Genomic DNA, 3,057 nt, shown 5'->3' with positions numbered 1-3,057 from the left:
GGTCCGGGAGCCCCGGGCGGCCGGGGCCCGCACCGGGCGCTCCGGACGGTGACGGCTCCGGGCGCTCCGGACGGTGACGGCTCCGGGCGCCGCGGGGCAGACCTCCTCAGTCCCGGCCGCGGTCCACCATCGCCTCGATACCGGCCACCAGCAGGTCCAGGGCGAAGGCGAAGTCGCGTTCCAGCATCTCCTCGACCGTGTCACCGCCGCGGGCCGCCATGATCCTGGTCGACTCCTCGATCACCTCACCGGCGTCCGGTGACTGCTTCACCTCGCTCAGGGCGTGCCGGTGGTACGTGTCGGGGGTCATGCCGGTCGCGGCGACCCGGGCGTGGAAGTGGCCCTCGATCGTGCCGTAGCCGTACACGAACTGGAAGACGGCCGAGATGGCCCCGGTCATCCCGTGGGCCGGCAGTCCTGTCCTGCTGATGACCTGCTGGATCACCCGGGAGAACGTCAGCGCGTTGGGCCCGGTGTTGAGAAACCGGCCGGCCAGCGGTGACAGCCAGGGGTGGCGCACCAGCAGGGCGCGGTACTCGCGGGCCAGGGTGCGCAACTGGTCACGCCAGTCCTCGTCACCGGCCGGGTCGGGCAGCGTCAGTTCGCCGAAGGTGCGGTCCAGGGCGAGTTCGAGGAGGTCGTCCTTGGTGTCGACGTACCAGTAGACGGACATCGCCGTCACCCTGAGCTCGGCGGCGAGCCGGCGCATGGAGAAGCCGGCCGGCCCCTCCGCGTCCAGCAGCCGTACGGTGACCTCGGTGATCTTCTCCCGGTCCAGTCCCGACGGCTGCCCGCCGCCGCGCCCGCCGCGACGTGTTCTGTCCCCCAGCCAGACACTGGTCCGCGGTACCTCTTCGGACCGCTGGTCTGCCCTCACCATGGCGCACCTTCCTCGACGTGCCGACGCCGGTTCCCGCCGGGCGCCCCGGGTCCGGGTCGCGCGGCCGGTCCGGCTCTCAGGCCTTCTCCCGCGAGTCTGCCCGGTCCGCCCGGCGCAGCAACGCCGCCGCGATCAGTCCGCCGAGCAGCACCGCCACCGACCCCACCAGCAGGCTCGTCTCCAGACCGGCGGAGAACGCGTCGGTGACCCGCTCCCGTTCACCGTCCGAGCCGGCCGCGGCCATCGCCGCCGGGAGCGAGGTCGCCGCCACCGGGATCAGGGCGGCGAACCGCGCGCCCAGCACCGCGCCCAGCACGGCCACCCCGAGCCCGGTGCCGAACTCGGCGAGGGTGCCGTTGATCCCGGCGCCGACACCCGCCTTCTCCCGGGGTACCGAACTCATCACCGCGTGCGCCATCACCGGACTGCCGATCGCCGTACCCGCCCCGATCATCACCAGGCCGAGCAGCGTACCGGCGTAGCCGTGCCCGGTGAGCGTGGCGATCGACACCAGCCCGCCCGCCATCAGCGTCATTCCGACGGCTATGGAGAGCGGGGTGCCCATCCTCGCCGCCCACCTGGTCCCCACACCGGTGAAGTTGAGGGCGACGACGGTCATGGCCATCGGCGCGGTGCGCAGTCCCGCCTCCAGGGGGCCGTAGCCGAGGACGAACTGCAGATACTGGGTGAGCAGGAAGAGCGCGCCGCCCATGCCGAAGGTGATCAGCACCAGACCGCCGACCGCGCCCGTGAACCGGCGGTTGCGGAAGAAGTGCAGGTCGAGCATCGGGTGCGGGGTCCGGCTCTCCCAGTACGCGAAGAGCCCGAGGACCAGGGCCGCCCCCGTCGCCGTGGCCAGGACCCGGCCGGAGGTCCAGCCGTGCCCGGGGCCCGAGATGATCGCGTAGACCAGGGCCGTCATGCCGATGGTGGAGAGGACCGCGCCGACCAGATCGGGCCGGTCGCCCTGCCGGTTCTTCGACTCGGGGACGTAGGCGGCGACGGCGGCCAGCGCGAGGGCCACGACCGGCAGGTTGACCAGGAAGATCGCACCCCACCAGAAGTGGTTCAGCATGACGCCGCCGACCAGCGGGCCGGCCGCGAAACCCAGCGAGTTGACGGCGCTCCAGATGCCGATCGCCTTGGGCTGCTCCTCGGGTGTGAAGATCTGCATCACGACGGCGAGGGTGGTGGTCAGCAGCAGCGCCCCGCCCACCCCCATCCCGGCCCGCGCGGCGATCAACTGGCCGGACGACTGGGCCAGTCCGGCCACCAGCGACCCGGCGCCGAACAGCACCAGGCCCACCAGCAGCATCTTCCTGCGCCCGTAGCGGTCGGCGGCGTTGCCGGCGCTGAGCAGCAGACCCGACTGCACCAGGGAGTACGCGTTGATCATCCACTGGATGTCGGCGGTCGACGCGTCCAGTTCCCGGGTGAGCGAGGGGATCGCCACGTTCAGGACGGTGTTGTCGAGCAGCACGGTGAGCTGGGCGAGACAGATGACACCGAGAATCAGCCAGCGCCGGGAGTGGCCCTGGGGCTGGAGGGCCGCCGGGTTCCGCTCCAGAGGCCGGCCGGGGGCGTGCTCCTGGGAGGACGTCGTCATGCTGTACACCGTAGAACAGCCCTTACGGCGTACAGCACGACGGGTCACCGTCAGCCGTCAGTCGTCGGTCTTCTTCCGCGTGAGGTCGTAGAAGGTCGCCGAACCGGCCGTCACCTCCTCGAAGTTCTCCTCCACCCAGGAGGCGATCCCCGCCGAGGTACCGGAGTCACGTCCGCCACCGCCCATGCCGCCGCCGGCGACGAAGTAGTGGATCCTCCCCTCCGCCACGTACTCCTTGAACCGCTCGAGCGTCGGGGACGGGTCGGTGCCGTTGAAGCCGCCGATCGCCATCACGGGCGCCCCGGTGGCCAGCTGGTAGCCGGCCGCGTTCTGGGCGCCGACTGCCGCGGCGGCCCAGGTGTACTCACCGGCGTCGGTCTCCAGCAGTTCCTTCGCCCCGGAATCGACGTCCGGGCCGCCGAGGAGGCCGCCCATGCCACCGCGGCCGGGCATGCCGCCGGCCTCGGTGCCGCCACCTCCGGCGGCGTTCTGCTGGTTCCGGCCGGAGGGCCGGCTGGTCTGCCCGTCCTGGCTGTCCTGGCCCGTCGGGCCGCCGTCGGGGAAGCCGCCG

General features: G+C 72.2%; 2 protein-coding genes and 1 pseudogene. All 3 read right to left on the bottom strand.

Annotated elements, in window-relative coordinates; all coding sequences use genetic code 11:
* Positions 1-106: 106 nt before the first annotated feature.
* A complete protein-coding gene (locus B9S61_RS08830; RefSeq protein ID WP_103541755.1) occupies positions 107-880 on the bottom strand; it encodes a TetR/AcrR family transcriptional regulator in 774 nt (257 codons plus the stop codon).
* A 76-nt stretch (positions 881-956) separates the two neighbouring features.
* Entirely contained in the window at positions 957-2,486 is a 1,530-nt protein-coding gene (locus B9S61_RS08825) for an MFS transporter (protein WP_103541754.1), read from the bottom strand.
* 57 nt (positions 2,487-2,543) lie between these two features.
* Positions 2,544-3,057 (bottom strand): annotated as a pseudogene (locus B9S61_RS08820) (glycosyl transferase); the annotation flags it as partial.

The organism is Streptomyces sp. SM1 (assembly GCF_002910825.1).
GTDB classification, from domain to species: Bacteria; Actinomycetota; Actinomycetes; order Streptomycetales; family Streptomycetaceae; genus Streptomyces; species Streptomyces okerensis.
Note: the sequence above shows the minus strand (reverse complement) of the source record. Positions and strands in the feature narration are given on the sequence as shown.

What these genes read in the sequence shown, in the direction of transcription:
- B9S61_RS08830 (WP_103541755.1), bottom strand. Translation starts at nt 880, where the DNA reads ATGGTGAGGGCAGACCAGCGGTCCGAAGAGGTACCGCGGACCAGTGTC.
- B9S61_RS08825 (WP_103541754.1), bottom strand. Translation starts at nt 2,486, where the DNA reads ATGACGACGTCCTCCCAGGAGCACGCCCCCGGCCGGCCTCTGGAGCGG.